The organism is Butyrivibrio sp. NC2002 (assembly GCF_000702265.1).
Taxonomy (GTDB): Bacteria; Bacillota; Clostridia; order Lachnospirales; family Lachnospiraceae; genus Butyrivibrio.
In genome coordinates this window covers 156,056-174,882 of sequence record NZ_JNKZ01000010.1, presented here as the reverse complement: position 1 = coordinate 174,882, position 18,827 = coordinate 156,056, and the positions used below count along the sequence as shown (strand labels likewise).

Below are 18,827 nucleotides of genomic sequence, written 5' to 3'. Positions count from 1 at the left end.
CCCGCTCCTTTACCAGTCAAGCTCTTTGGCTGCAATCTTCTCTTCATTTCTGTAGCTCTTTCTGATCCCGCCGTCTCTTAATTTGACTACAAAATCAGCCATGTTCTTGATCGCATCATTATGCGTTACCATGATCACTGTGTTGCCGTACTTTTGGTTGACCTGCTCTATCAAAGCAAGTATCTCTTTGGACGTGTTGTAATCAAGAGCTCCGGTAGGTTCATCGCATAAAAGGATGTCCGGATTTTTTACAATTGCTCTTCCGATAGCGCAGCGCTGCTGCTGTCCTCCCGAGAGCTGGCTTGGAACCTTGTTTTGATGATTTGTAAGTCCCAAAATGTCTATTATTTCATCGATATTAAGTGGTTTCTTTGAAAGATATGCTCCAACCTCTATGTTTTCCCTGACGGTGAGGTTGGGTATCAGATTATACATTTGAAAAATGTATCCCAAATGATCTCTTCTGTAGGCAGTAAGCGCTTTTTCGTCCATGTCAGACATAAGCTTGCCATTTATGATGATCTTGCCGGAATCGGCATTATCAATACCGCCGATTATATTTAGAAGTGTGGATTTTCCGGAGCCGGAAGGTCCAAGAAGTACTACAAATTCTCCCTTTTCTATACCAAGACTTATATCCTTCAGGACTTCTATGCGGCTGTCGCCCTCTCCAAAGGATTTCTTTATATTTTGTAACTCAAGCTGCATTTTTCCTCCTATTCTTACGAGGCGTTAGCATACGCTTCGTAGAGTTAGCAATCGCTAACTTCAATCTCTAGGATATTCTTATTGCGAAAAATTGTCAAATTGAAGTCACCGGTGAATCATTTCCATTTGATAAGCCTTATCAGGAACAAAATGCCTCTGACACATAGTTCTGTGCACATTGCGATCCATGCTCCCTTAAGGCCGTATTTCGAACCAAGGAGTGCAGCCAGAGGAATCCTTACCATCCACACGCTAAGAAGGTTGAGAACACTTGATAGCATTGTTTCTCCCGCTCCTCTGAACACACCGGCTGCTACAATTGAAGCACCATACAAAGGTTCAGCAAAAGCTTCTATCCTCAATATGCTGGTGCCAAGCGCACGTATTTGAGCATCAGGGCTCAGAATCCCTATCATGACAGGTGCAAATATCCACATAAGAACAGCATTGGCGCTCATAACTCCCATCCCGAGCGCAACTGCGATCCATCCGAGTCTTTTTCCCAGATCTTTCCTCCTTGCGCCGATACACTGCCCAACGACTGTCGTAGCAGCAACACCTATCCCATAGCCGGGCATATAGCACAGACTCTCCGCAGTTATGGAAAATGAGTTGGCCGCAACCGATACCGTTCCAAATGGCGATATAATGCGCGTAAAGGCAACGTAAGCAAATCCCATGATAATATTGTCGATTGCAACCGGAATTGCGATTCTAAGGGCTCTGGGGAGCTCATTTTGAGCAAAGTCTGAGAATCTTACCCTGCGCTTTATTTTTCTTCTGAAAATGCGGAGCATGGAAGATTTAAACAAAAGGATATACATCATGATCATTGCTATCAGGAATATAGATATGGATGTTCCGAGAGCAGCGCCAACTACTCCCAGTACCGGGATAAGAAGCGCATTAAATAACACATCCAGAGCGCACATGATCACGCTTAGAATGCTTGGAACGCGGATATTTCCTCCTGATTGGATCATTCCCTGTGAAACATAGAGCATTTCCTGAACCGGAACTGTGAGCGCATAAACAAGAAAATATGCCGTAGCTTCTTTTCTTATTTCAACCGCTCCACCCATCCATGCAGGCAGGAAACTGCTTACAGATACGGCGATAGCCGAAATAATCAGACTAAATACAAGGGAACAGATAAGTCCCCATTTTACGATAACTCTCGCCCCTTCTTCATCTTTTGCTCCGATCTTGTGGGCGACACATACTGTAAATCCGACGCTGACAGCAGATATAATACCGCCTATCAGCCATGTTGTACTTGAAACAAGCCCTATGGCGGCCGAGGAATTTGCTCCCAGGCGGCCTACCATAGATGCATCTATATACTGCATTATTATCGACGAAATCTGTGCAAGTATAGCAGGCAGACTTAGTCTTAAAATAAGGCCTATCTCATTTTTTGTTGTTAGTTTTTCACCATTTCTTATAGCTGCTAATGGATCTCTCATTATTACTGATCATGAGCTACGAACTAACTTTTGAATCAATCTGTTACGTCCCGGTGACTCATGCGGGAAAAACAAGGATCTCCTTGTCGCCTTTTCCTGTTGCAAAAGGTCCGGGGATAGCTCCGGGGTCTCTGTGTCCTCCGAAGTAGTCGCTGTCAAAGCAGATTGGTGTTCCGTCAGGATTTTCAAAATATTGTTCGGGCTCAAATGCCTTTCCAAGAGTTTCAGTTGTTAATATATCGCAGCTGAAGTCCTTTAGGCAATCAAAATAATTGGTTTTTACATACCAGCCGCCCTTTTTCTCCTTAACGGTAACGGAAATCTTTGATTTTTTGTCGACAAGCTTATTCTTTTCTTTATGATAAACTGTCGCGCCATCAAAGTAGGCATTTCCGTCAACCCATACAGGAAGGTGACCGAAGTGAGCCTCTGCAAGCTTGCCCATATCGGGATTCTTGGTGAAGTCAAACTGATCTGACCATTCCTCATATGTCGGGAAGATATCAAAAGGAGCTGTTCCGACTACTTCGTAGTCAGCATCCTGTGCAGTCTTTTTCTTATCTGTAATCTTGTGCTGCTGAACGAATACATTGTTGTAAATTCTGTCATCACCGTGGAGGATTGTCATAAATCCTGCTACTTCTGTGCGGTGGCGAATGTGATAAGGTGTAAATCTGGGCTCTCTTTGTCCGTTTACAACACTGTCAACGCCTGAATTGATAAGGCTGAAGCTTCCAAGGAGCAGGTTGTGAACAACACCGATACCTTCACTAGGAATTGTTATGGCAACAGGTGAAAGGAGCAGGTTGTTGTCTATAAGAGTCGGTCCATGTCCAACTTCAACGAATACGTCTGTGTTGAACATAGCTCCGGGCGCCTGCTTAATGCCTTCAGGTCTGTTGTTGTCATGCATGAGGTTCTGACTTACGCGCGCACCCTGTGCCTGCCAGTCAAGCCATACACCCATGATGCAGTTGTGGATATGGTTTCTTCTGATAGTAACGTCTATAGCTGCGTGAAGCTTGATTCCTGCTGTCTCAGCACCTCCAAGCTGCTGTGAATTGCAGATATGATGGATGTGGCAATCTTCAATAGTTGAGAATACACCGCCCATACGTCCTACAATACCTGTCTGCTCGCAGTGATGAACATTGCAGCGTCTTATAATGTGATGACCGATGTTTTCCTTAAGCCATCCATGATACTGGCCGCGGCAAACAGCATCTCTCTCCATCTGAGTAGGACTCTTAACATGCTTTTTGGTGAAATACATGTCGTTTTCAGGATCAAGATATTTTCCGAGGGAAATACCGCAGCATCTGCTGTTGCTAATCTCACAGTCCTCTATGATCCAACCTTTGCTCCAGTGAGGGCCTACCATACCATCCTGATAAGCAGCCGGAGGGGCCCATGTTGTAGCTGCTTTATTGATGTTAAAGCCACTTACAGTAATGTAGTTGATTCCGTTTTCATCAGGCATGAAGCAGTTTCTTCTTACTGCAATCTCTGTCTTTTCCTTATTGGGATCAAGTTCATGGAAATTGGCAAAAAATACTGTCTCATCTCCATCCTGCTCTGTATACCAGAGATACTTTGCCTCTTCCGGATGCCATGCGAATTCATCGGGTTTTCCTGCCTCACACTCCTTCCTGGAGTCTGTCTCGTACATCATGAGATCATTTACGAAAACAGCACCTGTATGGCGGATCTTCGGTGAAAAATACCAGTCTCCGTATACTCTTTCAATATATGGATTAAAATCTCCGAAAATGGTGTTTTTAATCCTTGCTGTCCACATTGTTCCCTTAACTTTTTTCCATCCTGTAATGAGCTCAGCGCCTGTGATAACAGCTCCGAGAGGCTCTTCAGAACGATACACAATTCTGTTGTCTTCTTCACCGGCATTTACAGGAACTACTCTCTCTCTGTAGATACCTTTCTTTACTACGACTTCGTCGCCGGGTCCGGCTATTTTTGCAGCATCCCCAATGTGCTTAAAAGGTGTTTCTTTGCTTCCGTCCCCATCACGGAAAGCATTAGCATCAACATAATAAATCATTGCTGTTTCCTCCCATAAAATAATGCTAAACTCCAATTAATTTAAATCTTAAGATTGCATAATTTTAGTGTCAACAATATGCAAAAACATTTTAAAACTCCGCAATAATTGTGCATTTTAAAGGCAATTAATACTAATTCTTTTAACTTTTTGTTGCGGTAAAAAAAGAAAACTTCCAACCGGGAGGCAGGTCCTTAAACAGGATATTGTCCCCCGGAAGGAAGTCATTTTTTAAATAGGAAATCGTGCAAAGTCTTTTGCAAATATCCAAGCCGACTTTTGCGGCTACAAGGCGCTTAAGTAATTATTACTGAGCTGCCTTTCTTGCATCGATCATAGGCTGATATTTTTCTGTATCAAATGCTACAAGATCTGCCCATCCAAGACCTTCAAGTGAAGATGTCATGTCATCCCACTGAGCGTCGAAATCTGCATCATCCTTAGCAAATACCATTCTCCAGGAAGCATCCTTGATGATATCGCCGCACTGTTTACGGATAAGGCTGATATCTGTTGTATCGATTGCAAGAGCGATGTTGATGCTGGGAACAACTGTCATCATGTTGTTCTTCTTTAAGTATTCAACGTCATCAGCTGCGCCGAACTTCTCAGTCCATTCCTTGGTTGTCTTTGTCTGGTTCATCTCGATTGATGTTGACCACATATCTGATGCATAAGGTTCGCCTGTATCAGGGTTGATATCACATGAAGCTACGATCCACTGGTTGATCTGGTTGTTACCATCGTTCCAGTTTCCGCCGCCCATTTCTTCAGGAACAGCAACTTCTGCGGAGAATCTGTTAAGACCGTCTTCTGTAAGTGTGTACTTGCCGTTCTCAACTGTGTATGTAAGTCCCTCTGTACCTGCATGCTGGATCTGAACACCCTCGGGTGATGCGTACCAGTCAAGGAACTCCATAAGTCTTGCAAAGTTCTCATCGCTAACCTGAGAACCAACTGCGATTACGCGGCCGTCGCCATAGTAGGTATCTGATGCCTGGTAAAGGTTTGTATCAGCAACAGGGATTTCAACGTAGTTAACGCCTTCTTCACCCTTTGCAGGTGTGTTCCAGAAACCATACTGCCAGCTGTACCAGTAGAGATAAACTCTCTTATCCTGCATCTTGGAAACAACTGCGTTCCAGTCCTGAGTAGCTGAATCAGGATCTACAAGTCCCATCTGGTTTGCCTGATAGAAGAATTTCAGCATCTTGTAGTAAGCGCCGTCCTTATCTGTAAGAGGAACGATTGAATTGTCAGTACCAATCATTACTGATCCGTTAACTTCCTGTCCATACCACTTTGTAAGCTGTGCAACGTTTTCCATGTACTGGCTGTCCCAGTCTTTCCACATGCTGATAGCATAAGCGGGATCGCCATTTTCATTTGTAGGATGTGCTGTCTGGATGTCCTTTAAGCAGTTAAGAAGATCATCTGTGTTCTTAAGCTCAGGAGCACCTACTTCGTTGTACATATCCCATCCCATACGAGGGTATGTGTAAACATGAAGCTGCTTGTATTCTGTAGGACCATTGTTGTTCATCTCAAGCGGGATAGCATAGATCTTGGATCCGTCACCCATCATAGAATTGAACTCCTTGATCTGCTTTTCATATTTCATCAGGTTAGGATACTGAGAAATAACATCTGTAAGATCATGTACAAGTCCTGACTCTACACATTCCTGCATGTCAGCATTATCAAGGATGATGAGATCACCAAGTGCACCTGCTGCGCAGCGTGTCTGATAAAGGGCTGCACCATCACCTGAAACCTGAGGTGCGATGATGTTGAGATCCATATTGAACTTGTCTTTTACGATCTTGCCATACCAACCGGGCTGAATGCCCTGGAAGTTAGCTGCAACATCATAAAAATCAACGGTATATGTCTCATCGTGATTAGCTGCCGGAGCTTCTGCTGTTTCGCCGCTCTCAGTTGTTTCAGCAGTATCTGTTGCCTCTTCAGTAGATTCTGTTGTTTCAGCAGCATCTGTGCTTTCCGTAGTTTCTGTCTGGGTATCTGTACCTGCGCTTGTTGCTTCGGTACCGCTACCACTTCCGCATCCGGCCAGCATACTTGCACCAAGTACAGCTGTTAATGCCAGAGAAGATACTTTCTTCAATTTCATTTTTCATTCCTCCTTTTTTATAAACCCCTAAAGGGTATTTAACATAATTAAGAAATTCTGCTCTCGTTTCGACTTTTTCATAAGGAAGTTCCGCTCTCGGGCTATAGCCCTCGCCGGAACACGTTCGAACTAGCCTCGAAAAAACCTCGGCAAGTCCTCTCAGCCCTTTACTGCACCGATCATGATTCCCTTTACAAAGTATTTCTGGAAGATCGGATAAACAAGCATGATCGGAAGTACTACGATAACTGTAATTGTCATACGTACACTGGTTGTTGTCTGTGCTGTAGCAGCAGCTGCTGCAAGTGACTGTGTGCTTGATGTGCTCTGGGCAAGTGATGCCAATGAGCTTGCCTGATTAAGGTACTGATAAAGCACGAACTGCAAAGGATAGAGCTTGGTATCAGTCATAAGAAGCAGTGTGTCCTGAAATGCGTTCCACTGGCTAACAGCCGAGAAAATAGCAACTGTTGCCATGATAGGCTTGATTACAGGAATGATAACCTTGAAAAATACCGTAAGTACATTTGCTCCATCCATCTCAGCTGCTTCCTGCAATTCCTTCGGAACAGATTCAACGAAGGTTTTTGTAAGAATCAGGTTGAAAGGCGAAACAATTGCCGGCAAAATATATCCCCAGAAGTTGTTTGTAAGGTGCATGGTCTTCATAACCAGATACCAGGGAATGATTCCGGCATTGAAATACATCGTTGCAACAACTACTCTGTACCAGAATTTTCTTGCCCACATTTTTTCCTGAGTGAACATGAATCCAAGGAAAGCAGAAGCAAATACTGTGGCTGCTGTTCCGAGAATCGTTCTAAGCAGGGATATCTTAAATGCCTGGGGAAGTCCCTCTATTCTGAAAGCAGATATATAGTTGTGAAAATGCACCTGCTGTGGCAGGAATAGGATATCGCCTCTCGCACTTATGTCGTTTGCACTAATTGTGTTGATAATTATGTAATAGAAAGGATACAGGCACAGGAAAGCTGCTATCGAAAAAATTATGTAGCAGACAATTTCTACTGCGCGATCCCCTGCACTTACGTGCATCTTGCTGTTTTGTGTCATTGCTTTACTACTCATAACTTTCCTCCGATTACAAAATACTCTCGCCACGGATCAGCTTGGATGCCTTATTGACTATGAACAAAAGGACCAGACTGACAAGGCTCTTAAGCATACTGATCGCAACAGATACGGAATAGCCGCCGCTTCCCATTGCCATGTTGTATACATACAGATCAAGAACCTGGATGTAATCCTTGTTGAAGGCATTCTGGAATACGTAGTACTGCTCCATTCCGTTGTTAAGGAAGTTGGCAACATTGAGTACGAGTAAAACAAAATAAGTAGGTAACAGGCTCGGAATTGTAATGTGCCAGATAATCTGCATTCTTGTGGCACCATCAACTCTTGCGGCCTGGATCATCTCATCGTCAATACTTGAAATAGCTGCAATATACATGATTGCTGCCCATCCAAGGTTTTTCCATGTAAGCCACAACCACTGTGTAAACCACACGTGCTCAGATGACTGAAGGAAAAGGATAGGAGCTTCTATAACTCCCATCTTCATCAGCAGTGAATTCATCATTCCTGTGCTGTTGAAAAGTGAAAATGCTATGGAATAAACCATAACCCAGCTCACAAAGTTAGGAAGCGTTGTTACTGTCTGAACGAATTTGCGGAACTTAACTCCTCTTATCTCATTGAGAAATACTGCAAACAGCATAGGCAGCCAGCTTGTACCAAGCGTGAGACCGCTCATTGCAAATGTATTTTTTAAAACCTGGAGAATTTGTTTGATCTTAATATCACTGCTTACCAGTGACTGAAACCACTTAAATCCTACAAATGCACTATTTGCAAGTGTTTTTGGTGGTTTGTAATCATAGAATGCATATAACCAACCGTAAAGCGGGTAATAACAGAAAAGCATTACCAAAATGATGAACGGAAGGACAAGCATGAATAGTTTTAGTGAATAAACCCTTTTCTTTGACAAGTTACACCTCCCAATTGGTTTAACGTTAAACAACATGGGTAAACAAAACCCTTGTTTATAAACCAATTTCTGTAAATAATTCCTATTTTTTTAACTTAGATACTGACTTACGAATGACCATACTGCATGGAATCCTGTAAACTCTTATCTGATCGCTTTCCTCTTCTTCCATGGTGTCTTCCAGTCTGTCCAGCAAAAGCTTTGCAGATTTTCTGCCGATTTTGGCAAGCGGAAGGGACGTTGTCGTAAGCTGAGGTCTGAAATACGCTGCAATACTCTCATCATCGAATCCTGCGACGGATATTTCCTCTCCTATCTTTATCCCGCATTCATCAAGATAGTCGTATGCACCTCCGGCCATTTTGTCGCACAATGCAAAGATTGCGCTGATCCCCTCTTTTAGAAGTTCCTTAGCTCCGTCATACCCTGATTCCCTCGACCAGTCCCCATAGTAGACAAGCTTTGGATCATATAAAAGTCCATTTTCATACAATGCTTTCTGATAGCCTAAAAGACGCTGTGCTGTATGGATATTTTCTGAACGTCCCCCGATCACGCCTATGCGCTTATGTCCGCTATTTATCAGATGCGTTGTTACCTCGAACGCGCTAAGTTCATCCTCTATGACAACAGAGGGAACATTTGCTGATTCCGATAATGCGTAGCACATAACTGCCGGCACCGGAAAATTATCCTCAAAGATCCTGATCACTCTGGTATGACCTGCAAGATAGATAATGCCGTCAACCTGCGATGCAAGCACATCCTTGATCACCGGATCAAGTACAGAGTGATAAGCATCATCCTGCTTGTACCAGGTATCTGCCCATCTGTCGTAAAGTCTCAGATTGTGGACAGTAACTCTGTATCTCCGTTCTTCACAATACTCCATTATGCTCTCGATGATCGCAGGTGATGTAAACTGCGCTATATCTTCCGCAACAATGGCTATCGTTCTTGTGCGCCTTGCTCTCAGTCCCTTTGCAACATAATTAGGTTTATAACCGGTTTCTTTAATGACATCCAGGATTCTTTGCTTAGTTTCCTCGCTGGTTTTTGCCTTTCCGTTGACCACATTGGAAACTGTGGTAGCGGAAACATTGCAAATCTCAGCAATTTCCTTAAGTGTAACCATCCCCCGGCTCCCATCTTCTCGTTATGCAAGTTTCATATGTTGTAGGTGTAACGTTAAACCTGTAAATACATATTAGCCACCGGCGCATAGCTTTGTCAAGATTTTTATTTGTCACATTTTATATTTCAGGGGTGTTTTTTGCTATTTTATGTACATTTTGCACAAAGGAAACTTTCGCATCTGAAAAATTTAGTTTACACCAAAATAAAATAACACCTGTAAACCACAAATAAACTAAAACAATTCACCCATTCAAATGTTTTTTATTGTAAAATATGAACATGGATATTATTAGTCAGAATGCCAAAACAAATACAGAGAAGTTATATGCAATAGTTGATGCGTTGCCTTCGTTTACGCGCAACTATTTCTATTTTGGTGCAGTAAACAATTCAGTACTGACCAAGCTGTCATACGCAAGGGATCTGAAATATTTCTTTGAATACGCGGTAAATTACTACCCGTATTTTCCGGATAAAGAGGTAAAAGATCTGACTTTGGAAGATTTAAAACAGATAACTCCCTTAGACATAGACAATTTCGTCAAGTGGATGTCAGAAAGCAGAAACCTTAAAGACAAGACTCTGGCAAGGCGAAGAACATCCGTATCCATACTCTATGAGTATCTGATAAATACAGAACGAAAACTTGAATACAACCCGGTTGTAGGGTCTTCGTCCATCAGAATAGATCAGCCGGATTACGTAACCTACCTGAAAATGGATGAACAGATGGTTTTGCTTGATTGTATAAAGAACGGAACCGGACTCACAAAGAGGCAGCTTTTGTATCATGAAAAGTACAAAGAGCGCGATCTGGCTATCGTGTTCCTGTTCCTTGATACCGGCCTTCGTATTTCAGAGTTACAGGCGCTAAACATAGACGATATGGTCATTTTCGACAATCCATATCACCCGGAAAAAAGCGAGTGTTATGTTAAAGCGCTGCGAAAAGGCCACAAAAAAAGCCGCGAGTACACTAAGGTTTATTTCTCAGATGAATCCAAGAACTATCTAAGAGACTACCTTGATCTTCGCGAGTCCATGGGAGAAAGCTTCAAGGAAGGCACTCCGCTGTTTGTGACTCTTGACGGAAACAGACTCAGCATAAGGGAAATTCAGCAGATGCTGAAAAAATATGTGAAGGCATCACTTCACCGAAGCGATATAAGTGTCCATAAGCTCAGGTCAAGTTTTGCAATGGAATTCTATAAAGCTGAGAAAAATATTCTGGTGCTTCAGCAGCGAATGGGGCACAAATCCGTTGCGGCAACCAATATTTACGCGAGAGCCAGCGATAAAGAAATGGCAGTTATAGAGTCAAGAAACTGGCGCACTAACAATTAAAGACATATATTCCTCCTGAATGCTTATAAGATGATCAATTATCTGTTCTTACTACTCCTATGTAAGCTTACTACTTTTTTATGGCTGAAAAAAGGAGCTGGAAAATGCGAGATCATTTTCCAGCCCCTGTCTCATTTACAATCTGTATGCTTTACTTGTTGTCTTTTTCAGGGTCGATATTTACGCTTACGCCATCGCCCTTGATGTTGATATTCTTGTTAACCTTGGCATCGTATGTTCCGGCCTTCATGATCTCTGTAAAATCAACACCTGTAGCTTCTGACATTGTATCAAATACCTGTTTCATTACTATAGGCATATTACCTGAAATCTGGCTAGCACCGTTACTTCCGTCACCTGTTCCATAGATATTGATCTTGTCGATCTGTGAAAGAGGTTTAGCGATCTCAGCAGCCATCTGAGGCATGATCTTGATCATCATCTCAGCCATAGCAGCGCCGTTGTACTTCTTATAAGCCTCTGCCTTCTTTTCCATGGCTTCAGCTTCCGCAATACCTTTTGCTTTAATAGCTTCAGCTTCTGCTTTACCTTTTGCAGCAATACCAGCAGCTTCTGCATCATATTTTGCCTTGATACCTGCAGCTTCCTGTTCTGCTGCATATTTCTGAGCTTCAGCCTGAGCTTTTCTTGCATCTGCTTCTCTTTCCTGCTCGTACTTGGCAGCTTCAGCCTTTTTCTGTCTCTGGACAAGTTCTGCCTCAGCCTTTTTCTCAGCCTGATACTTATCAGCATCGGCTCTCTTCTCGATTTCGGCAGCAAGTTCCTGCTGTTTTACTACAACTTCTTTTTGTTTGAGTTCTGCTTCACGCTCAGCTTTTGCAATCTGCGCATTTACAGTGTTTGTCTGAATTGTTTTTTCCTGTTCCTGGCGCTGGATCTCATATGCTGCGTCAGCCTTAGCCTTTGCGGCATCAGTCTCCTGCTTAAGTTCTGCCTGCTTCATAGCCAGGTCGCGCTGTTTCTGAGCAATTTCAAGATCTGCAGCGATACGTGCATCATTAGCTTCCTTGTCAGCTCTTGCCTTCTCAACAGCTACTTCCTTCTCCGCCTGAGCCTTTGCTACAGCTGCATCCTTCTTGATCTTGGAAGTATTATCCATACCAAGGTCATTAATAAGGCCGTTCTCATCAGTTACGTTCTGGATGTTACATGAGAGGATCTCGATACCAAGCTTACTCATGTCTTTTGAAGCCTTCTCCATAACCTGATCGGAGAAACTGTCTCTGTCTGTATTTATCGCCTTAAGTGCAAGTGTACCGATGATCTCACGCATGTTACCCTGTAATGAATCCTGCAGATCCATTGTGATCTGTTCGGGATTCTTGTTCAGGAAGTTCTTGGCAGCAAGCTGTATTGCCTCGGGTGTTGTGCCAATCCTTACCTTTGCAACCGCGTCAACATTAACATTGATGAAGTCGTTTGTCGGAACAGACTGCTCTGTCTTGATGTCTACAGTCATCTGGCCAAGATAGAGTTTGTCGACTCTCTCAAAAAAGGGAATCTTGATTCCTGCACGTCCGATGAGTATTCTCGGGATTTTTCTGATACCTGAAATGATATAAGCCCTGTCCGGCGGAGCCTTAACATAGCCGGTGACAAGAATTAATACCAATACGGCTATCAAAATTGCAAAAATGATTAATAGTGAATAATTTGTTAGCATAAATGCCTTCCTTTCCGGGATTATTGTTCCCTCTGCAATAATCTTTGCATAGTCATATTGTAGATTTTTTAACCATACGAATATATACACAAAAGAGAATATTGTAAAGTTATATTTCGCATTTTCTGTGAATTGTCACACCAATACCTCTTTTTGTATCCGATTCCAGACATGTTTCTTATTTCCACTCCACATAGGCGCAATTAGGATTTTTTTATCTCCGTCGCCAGTCAGTCTGTGGACGATGACATTTTCAGGTATTACTTTGGTACATTCCTTTAATATATCTATGTATTCATCTTCACTAAGGGCATGTACAAGTCCCTGCTCATAGTCTATTGCCAGATCTGTATTTTTCAAAATGTGTAAAAGTTGTAGCTTTATTCCATCTGTTCCTGCATTGCAGACATATTTGACGGTTTCTGTCATGTCACTTACAGTCTCACCCGGAAGGCCTATGATAACATGCGTTATCACTTCAATTTGTCGCTTTTTCAGCTCTTTTATCGCTTCGTCATACACAGATAATTTATAGCCTCTTCTTATGTATTTGGCGCTTTTTTCATGGATTGTCTGAAGTCCCAGCTCTATCCACACGGGCTTAATCTGCCTGATTTCTGATAAAAGATCAAGTACTTCCGGCGGAAGACAGTCCGGTCTTGTAGCAATTGATATCGCCACTATATCAGGATGAGAAACCGCATCATAGTACAGCTTTCTTAATTTATCTATTGGAGCATACGTTCCGGTATAAGCTTGAAAATATGCGATGTATTTGCCGTTTTTTATCTTTTTTTCTACGCGCTTTTTCCCACTCTCGATCTGCTCATGGATCGTCATATCAGGGCTTTCCGCAAAATCTCCGCTTCCACCTGCCGAACAGAAGATGCAGCCTTGGGTATCTATCTTCCCATCGCGATTCGGGCATGTAAAGCCGCCGTTTAGGGCCAGTTTATATACCTTGCAGCCAAACCGTTCTTTTAGGTATTCATTCAACAGTTTTATCATTTTATTTCCCTTAATTGTCAGATATTTATTCCTCTTTTCGACTGTTATTTTACTATATTTTCTGCATTTGACTAAAAAAATTTCTACTATATAATGGAATTTACATGTGCCATTGGATACTTATATGGCACCTTGATAGGAAAACGGCATGAAATCCACGAATTTTCATGCTCAAGATGGAGGTCAAAAATGAAGATTGCAGTTACTTACGAAAACGGTGAAGTGTTTCAGCACTTTGGACATACACAGGAATTCAAGATCTATGAAGTAGAGGATAACAAGGTTGTTTCTTCCGAGATCATGAATTCAAACGGAAGCGGACACGGCGCACTTGCTACTCTGCTTGGTGATAACAATATAGATGTGCTTATCTGTGGCGGTATCGGCGGCGGTGCTATGTCTGCCCTTAACGAAAATAATATTGAAGTATTTGCAGGAGCTTCCGGAAATACTGATGACGTTGTTAATTCTTATCTTGCAGGAGAGCTTGAAAGCACAGGTGTTAACTGCGACCATCACGGCGAAGGTCATACTTGCGGCGACCACGAAGATGGTCATTCATGCGGACACCACTCAGAAGAAGAACACGCATGTGGCGGACACGGTGATAGTGATGAAGAGTCATGCGGCGGCTGCGAAGAAGGTGGTTGCGCTGAGGGAGGCTGTGCAGGATGTGCCGGTTGCCATACGCAGCCTACTGTTGAAGGCAAAAATGCCGGAAAAATCTGCAGCACTCACTATATCGGCACTTTCAACGATGGAACACAGTTTGATTCATCTTATGACAGAGGAAAGCCGCTTGAATTTATCTGCGGTGCAGGAATGATGATCCACGGATTTGACGCTGCGGTTGCCAACATGGAAGTAGGCGAAAAGGTAAAAATTCACCTTATGCCTGAGGAAGCCTATGGCGAAGCAGATCCTGCCGCTATCTTTACTGTGGAAATAAAGGAAATGCCCGGTTCAGAAAACCTCGAAGCCGGACAGGAAGTATATCTTCAGGATGCATACGGAAGACCTATTCCTGTTAGAGTTGTAGCAAAGGATGATACAAACATCACTTTTGATGCAAACCATGAAATGGCCGGCAAGGAACTCAATTTCGAGATCGAGCTTGTAGCCGTTAAGTAAAAAGAGCATCCGCAATGATCATCATTGCGGATGCTCTTTATTATGCTTATCTTCATCATGCAAGCACTACTTCTTTGCGCCTTAAAATACTGGTTTCTTTAAGTGAAGCGCTTTTATCTGCCTTTATTAGTATGAGTCCGGTCACGGATGTTGGCGGAATGATCGTCGCAGGAAACATGTGCCTCTCCACTGCATTAGTGACCTCATTTGCTGTTCCCGGAAACAGATCATTTATTATTTTCCCGGAATCTACAGGATGCCTGAAGCAGCAAATCAGATTATTTGCATACTTCTCATAGCGGCCTATTATTCCCAGATCATGTAAAAGACAGGCCTGAACAACATATTCAATGTTTACAGACTCTTCTCTTTTCTGTCTCTCATAGGCCGCTTCCAAGGCAGTAAATACGACATGAAGGGTATGCCCGCCAACGGTCGTTACCTTGTGGTGGCTCTGTTCAAAACCCTTGGCAAACAAATCAGACTCCAATATTGCCTTGCCATACTTTTCTATATCACAATATGCTTTTACCGTGTCATCAAGCGTTCTACCGTTCTCAAGCTGCCAGGTTATGATGTCATCCCTGACTTCTTTGGTAAACCACTTGTAAGCTACCTCTTTTCCCAGAAAATTCATTATTTGCGCAGCCCTTTCATAACAAACAAAAACCGCAAATTACCTCTTACATTATATGTGAAGTACTCCACATGAAAAAGGTCTATTTGCGGTTTATTTTCGTTTTTTGTATCTTTATATCAATAAGGGCAAAAACTATCGGAGAAATTATTCTGCCCAAATCCTTTTACTACTTGTTTTACGCACATCACTCTCTCCATTTGATTTTGATCATTCAACAATTATTATTTGTAAATATCAGCCCAAACCCCTACATAATAGCTGTGAGCAGGAGTATCTGCTGCATTCACAACATGATCCGCAACACGTCCTGCTATTCCCAAAACAACTCCACAAATAAGTACTGTTACAACCATTTTCTTAATACTGTTCATTGTCATTTCCCCCTCAATCATTGTTTTATGTATCTTTATTTCATTGTTTTTTCGATTTGATGAATTAAGTATACGAAGTCAAGTCCAACAAATGTCCAACACGATTAAGAAACCTGGTACACAAAATCCTTAGCGGAACGTTTTTTATATCATAGGAAAGCAATTTCCTCGTATGTAATAAAAAATGCCCGGAGCAGCTGCTCCGGGCATATATCACATCAAGTATACCTTTCAAAAATTAAACTTTGTCACGGGCTCAATTAATGTTGGTGGAAAAACCAATATGAGTATACTTGAATGTAAACGCTATTGTTTATCTGTTAACAACAGACATTTTACTTCTTTGCTTTATAATAAATAGTTGCTCCTGTTACTCCGTAAGTCTTAGTAATCTTGTCGTAATATGTGACCCTGATGTATGTAGGTGCATAAAGACCACTAATGTTTGTAGTTCTGCTATTAGTACCATCAGTATAAGAACTCTTGTTGCCATACTCATCATTAGCATAATTAAGATCAGTGTCATAATAGCATACCTTGCTAAGCTTTATTTTCTTTCCGGACTTAACTGGTGTATAATTATATGTAACATCTTTTCCATCTACTGTATGAGATGTTGTTGTATATGTTCCTTTTCCATCTGCGTAAGCTTTTGTTTCTGTATATAACTTACCGACTTCAATTTTCGTAATTTTATAATTTTTGTTAGCCTTTACTACAAGCTTACCTTTTCCTTTAGTAGACACATTCCACAATGTATCCGTTTCCTTCTTGCCAAAATTCAGATTGTTGTTAGCACTATAGTCAGAAAGTAAAGATTTTCCAGCAAATGTAAAGGTCTTAAGTACAGAAGTATCATCCTGTACATATACTGTGATCGAAGCTGTTCCTGTCTTAACGCCATTCTTGTTAAAGATATTATATGTAAGCTTACCTTTTCCGGCTTTCTTAGCTACAAGCTTAATATATTTATATGCAGAGGAACCATTTGTATTTTTGATTTTGCTTTCTATATCACTGTCTTTACTGTTACCTACAACAATCTTCTCTCCAAGTGAATTGTAATAGAAAATTGTATAAGTACCATCAGCATTCTTCTCTTCTTCAATATTAGCTATATTGGCTGTAGAATACACAGAACCCATCTTGCTATATGACTTAGCTGTAAAAACAGATTTTTTCTTAGACTTAACATTCTTTATTTCTGTATCTCCATTTTTAAGTGGTACACAAAGATATGTTGTTTCGCCCTTCTTAATTTTGATACTGGATTGAATCTTATGATAATCGGCAGAATCAGAAGAATACCTTTTGTTTACATCACCCTCTGATGTACTAGTTACTCCTGTTGCTATATTTGTATATGTTGTATACGTCACTATAAAATGATAATCATCATCATCATCACCATAATAACCTTTATTCCAATAATACGCCTTATCTTCATCATCATCATAAAAAGCACGTATTAAACCATTACTATATGTCGAGGTTACCCAACCGTTCGCTTTCGCAGCAGCACGCATAGCGTCATATCCCTCTTCATCATCAGAATAAGTACCAACAACTGTCCTACTACTCTCAATCAGATCGCTATCATCTTCATATTCATAGTTATAATTTAATTCTCTTTTTGTTTCTGTCGCAGCCAAAACAGTAGTAGGTGTAACGAAAGTTACAGATAGTGCAAGGGCAAGTGCTGCTGCACCAATTCTAGAAAAATGCTTCATTCTCTTTACCTCCATCATAAAGTGACTTTTCTTTGATTAGCTCATACCTTCGAAGATGTAACCGTAACATGACTACTAATCATTTTGGTCAGAGTTTTTTAGACTAAAACCCAAGAATTTACAGGTATTTTTCATAAACTCGAAATCGACCACGGATACGATTAAATCTTGCGTTCGTAATGAACTACGTGACAATTCGAATTGTATCACCCCCCCCAGAAAAGTCAATATGCTATCTGACAATTCAAAGCTACTCACATTATTTTTATACTTTTTTTATAATTTAATTAATACGTCGCAACACTTGAATTTTCAATGCTTCCGAAAACCCTTTTAGCATAATTTTATCCGTTTTTGAGGAAGCTAACTTTAGAAATGTTTAAGAATTTTAGAAATTTATTCGATTTTTTTGACGCAATGGATTAAACCCAGTATTTATCAGCTTTTCGGGCATACTTATTATCTTTTCACTCATAAAAACAGAGGTGTGCAATCATTATCTAGGCATGTGATTACATTTTCTGCCTTTTTGTTATTGAATTGTATGTACTTTTCAAACCATTACTCGGACAGACTTGTTGCTTTTGATCTTTTTCTCACAGCGTCGCGGAGCGGAAAAAGCAACAAGTTGCCTCGAAATCACGGGGACTTGTTGCTTTTGATGAATTCGGAGATGCGATGACTTATCGAATTCTTCTTGCGGCAAGGGCAAAAAGCCACAAGTATATATGAAAATAGCATGACTTGTTGCTTTTCCACTTTTTCTCACAGCGTCGCGGAGCGGGAAAAGCCCCAAGTTGCCTTGAAATCACGGGGACTTGTTGCTTTTGAAGAATTCGAAAAAGCAGGAATCGTCCGCAAGAATTGAAAGATTTCCCTTCAGGTAATGCCGAACTTCTTAGTTCCTCATAATCTGTGGAAGCTCAAGTCCAACAAATGTCCAACACTCTACTCATCAAAAAAGTCTGCCACATTTATGCTGGCTATATCATCTATCGCAATACTGCTTTTATCATTAAAAAGAATCTGCCTGCGGTACATGTCAACTCTTTTGATCATTCCCTGCTTTGTTACATACTTGCCACCCTCTTTTAAGCTGTCTTCTTCGAAGTATTCCGCAGATATAGTGACTTTTTTGCCGCTATCCAGCATAGCTGTGATTTCAGATATCTTTCTGTCCAGTTCCTGCCTTAAATCCTCAGAAAGCTCTGCCTTTTTATCCGTTAGTCGTGCCGTCTCCGCAACAGCATCGTCATATCCGGTAAGCGCAGCAAATGGTGCAAACTGAGCCGCCCTGTTCTCCAGAGGCATCTGAGGGTATTTTCCCGATACCGGCCTTTTGCAATTTATAATATCATCGTATTTGCCCATATTTCCTCGTTTAAGCCATATAAAAATATGGCCCTG

General features: G+C 41.5%; 15 protein-coding genes. 2 read left to right on the top strand and 13 right to left on the bottom strand.

Annotated features, from left to right (window positions below; all coding sequences use genetic code 11):
• Window positions 1-9: 9 nt before the first annotated feature.
• The 7 genes from T543_RS06525 to T543_RS06495 all read right to left on the bottom strand — a co-directional run bounded on the left by T543_RS06525 (window position 10) and on the right by T543_RS06495 (window position 9,510).
• Window positions 10-708: an ABC transporter ATP-binding protein gene (locus T543_RS06525; protein ID WP_035766963.1), complete on the bottom strand. Its 699-nt coding sequence runs from the start codon at window positions 706-708 to the stop codon at window positions 10-12.
• A gap of 116 nt (window positions 709-824) precedes the next feature.
• Window positions 825-2,174, bottom strand: a complete 1,350-nt coding sequence (locus T543_RS06520; RefSeq protein WP_035766962.1) for an MATE family efflux transporter — start codon at window positions 2,172-2,174, stop codon at window positions 825-827.
• Between the two features lie 58 nt (window positions 2,175-2,232).
• Window positions 2,233-4,233, bottom strand: coding sequence for a right-handed parallel beta-helix repeat-containing protein (locus tag T543_RS06515; protein ID WP_035766960.1), 2,001 nt, complete (start codon window positions 4,231-4,233; stop codon window positions 2,233-2,235).
• 307 nt (window positions 4,234-4,540) lie between these two features.
• Window positions 4,541-6,364: a type 2 periplasmic-binding domain-containing protein gene (locus T543_RS06510; protein WP_035766959.1), complete on the bottom strand. Its 1,824-nt coding sequence runs from the start codon at window positions 6,362-6,364 to the stop codon at window positions 4,541-4,543.
• Window positions 6,365-6,523: 159 nt separating this feature from the next.
• Window positions 6,524-7,453: a carbohydrate ABC transporter permease gene (locus T543_RS06505; RefSeq protein WP_081829977.1), complete on the bottom strand. Its 930-nt coding sequence runs from the start codon at window positions 7,451-7,453 to the stop codon at window positions 6,524-6,526.
• A 13-nt stretch (window positions 7,454-7,466) separates the two neighbouring features.
• Window positions 7,467-8,375, bottom strand: a complete 909-nt coding sequence (locus T543_RS06500) for an ABC transporter permease subunit (RefSeq protein WP_035766958.1) — start codon at window positions 8,373-8,375, stop codon at window positions 7,467-7,469.
• A gap of 82 nt (window positions 8,376-8,457) precedes the next feature.
• Window positions 8,458-9,510, bottom strand: coding sequence for a LacI family DNA-binding transcriptional regulator (locus T543_RS06495; protein WP_035766956.1), 1,053 nt, complete (start codon window positions 9,508-9,510; stop codon window positions 8,458-8,460).
• A 281-nt stretch (window positions 9,511-9,791) separates the two neighbouring features.
• On the opposite strand from T543_RS06495, the gene T543_RS06490 reads away from it, so the two are divergent.
• Window positions 9,792-10,856 (top strand): tyrosine-type recombinase/integrase, encoded by a 1,065-nt coding sequence (locus T543_RS06490; protein ID WP_035766944.1) that lies wholly within the window; start codon window positions 9,792-9,794, stop codon window positions 10,854-10,856.
• Between the two features lie 151 nt (window positions 10,857-11,007).
• Here the strand turns inward: T543_RS06490 and T543_RS06485 are convergent, their stop codons facing one another.
• Both T543_RS06485 and T543_RS06480 read right to left on the bottom strand, forming a co-directional pair.
• Window positions 11,008-12,540 carry a flotillin family protein gene (locus tag T543_RS06485; protein ID WP_035766942.1) on the bottom strand — a complete coding sequence of 511 codons (1,533 nt, stop codon included), beginning with the start codon at window positions 12,538-12,540 and terminating at the stop codon, window positions 11,008-11,010.
• A 135-nt stretch (window positions 12,541-12,675) separates the two neighbouring features.
• On the bottom strand, window positions 12,676-13,548 hold the full coding sequence (locus T543_RS06480) for a tRNA modification radical SAM protein MnmL/YtqA (protein ID WP_081829975.1): 873 nt from the start codon (window positions 13,546-13,548) through the stop codon (window positions 12,676-12,678).
• A gap of 189 nt (window positions 13,549-13,737) precedes the next feature.
• Between T543_RS06480 and T543_RS06475 the strand changes: the two genes are divergently transcribed.
• The gene (locus T543_RS06475; protein ID WP_035766938.1) at window positions 13,738-14,679 is read left to right on the top strand and encodes an FKBP-type peptidyl-prolyl cis-trans isomerase; all 942 of its coding nucleotides are present in this window, start codon (window positions 13,738-13,740) and stop codon (window positions 14,677-14,679) included.
• Between the two features lie 55 nt (window positions 14,680-14,734).
• Here T543_RS06475 and T543_RS06470 read toward each other — a convergent pair whose 3' ends face one another.
• From T543_RS06470 to T543_RS06460, 4 genes are all read right to left on the bottom strand, one after another.
• On the bottom strand, window positions 14,735-15,316 hold the full coding sequence (locus T543_RS06470; protein WP_035766936.1) for an HD domain-containing protein: 582 nt from the start codon (window positions 15,314-15,316) through the stop codon (window positions 14,735-14,737).
• A gap of 224 nt (window positions 15,317-15,540) precedes the next feature.
• Complete coding sequence (locus T543_RS15855; protein WP_155843185.1) at window positions 15,541-15,690, bottom strand: hypothetical protein; 150 nt, start codon at window positions 15,688-15,690, stop codon at window positions 15,541-15,543.
• 335 nt (window positions 15,691-16,025) lie between these two features.
• Window positions 16,026-17,420, bottom strand: coding sequence for a hypothetical protein (locus T543_RS06465; protein ID WP_035766935.1), 1,395 nt, complete (start codon window positions 17,418-17,420; stop codon window positions 16,026-16,028).
• 948 nt (window positions 17,421-18,368) lie between these two features.
• On the bottom strand, window positions 18,369-18,791 hold the full coding sequence (locus T543_RS06460; RefSeq protein WP_035767032.1) for a hypothetical protein: 423 nt from the start codon (window positions 18,789-18,791) through the stop codon (window positions 18,369-18,371).
• Between the last annotated feature and the right edge of the window lie 36 nt (window positions 18,792-18,827).